The sequence below is a fragment of the Cobetia sp. genome (assembly GCF_983723665.1).
The window spans coordinates 5,610-6,832 of record NZ_CFDJES010000143.1 but is presented as its reverse complement, the minus strand read 5'-3'; the positions used below and the strand labels follow the sequence as shown (position 1 = coordinate 6,832).

1 protein-coding gene is annotated in these 1,223 nt (G+C 64.8%); it reads left to right on the top strand.

Annotation, left to right across the window (positions count from 1 at the left end):
- Positions 1–282: 282 nt before the first annotated feature.
- Positions 283–1,223: AEC family transporter (locus AC4FAH_RS12355; protein ID WP_490246115.1), on the top strand; the 941-nt coding region annotated here is incomplete at its 3' end.

Below are 1,223 nucleotides of genomic sequence, written 5' to 3'. Positions count from 1 at the left end.
TTTCACCTTGCTGGACAGGACCCCTCGATGCCCAAGCATGACAAGCAGTCCGCTACTTCCTCGCCGTCTTCCAGGCCGCGTCGCGATACCCGCCTGCGCAACGGCCTGTTCTGGGCCTTGCTGGCAGCGGCCTTGATCACGGGCTTCTGGCTGGCCTGAGCCAGGCCGCCGCGGCAGTTCACGATGGGCGGTCGCGCAACGCTCGTCAGACGCTGACCAAAAGCCTCACCAGACAGACCGCAACACTCACAGGACAAGGGCGGAAATGAGCGAGACTACTTCATGAACGACATGCTGGCGCTGTTCGTCGCGACCCTGAACGTCACCGTTCCGGTCTTCGCGATGGTATTTCTGGGCCTGGGCCTCAAACGCCTCGGCTGGATCGATGACACCTTCATCGGCACCGCCTCATCACTGGTGTTCAAGGGCACCATGCCGGCGCTGGTCTTCCTCTCCATCGTGCGCGCGGACCTGGATCACGCCCTGCGCCCGGGCATGCTGACCTATTTCGCGCTGGCGACACTGGGCACCTTCCTGCTGCTGTGGGGCTGGGCGATCCTGCGCGTGCCGAGAAAGGAACGCGGCGAGGTGGTCCAGGGCTCGTTTCGCGGCAACTGCGCCATCGTCGGGCTGGCACTGGCCGCCAATCTCTATGGCGATCTCGGCCTCTCGATGGGCGGCATCCTGATGGGCGTCGTCATCCTGTCCTACAACATGCTGTCGGTGGTGGTGCTGTCGAGCTATCTCGGCGATGGCCGCACCAGCTGGAGTGGCATCGCGCGCGGCATCATCACCAACCCGTTGATTCTCGGCGTGCTGGCCGCCCTGCCCTTCGCGGCATTCAGCTGGCAGCTGCCCGAGTGGCTGGAGACCTCCGGCGACTACTTCGCGCGCATGACGCTGCCGCTGGCATTGATCTGCATCGGCGGCACCCTGTCGATGCGCTCGCTGCGTGAAGGCCGCAAGCTGGCCCTCAGTGCCAGCCTTATGAAGATGATCAGCGTGCCGCTGCTGGCGACCACCGTCGCCGTGCTGCTGGGCTTCCGCGGCACCGAACTCGGAGTGCTGTTCCTGTTCTTCGCCTCACCGACGGCGGCGGCAAGCTTCGTGATGGTGCGGGCGATGGGCGGCAATGACCGCCTGGCCGCCAACATCATCGCCATCAGCACCCTGATGGCGGGCATCACCATCACGGCAGGCATCTTCGTGCTCAAGCTGAGCGG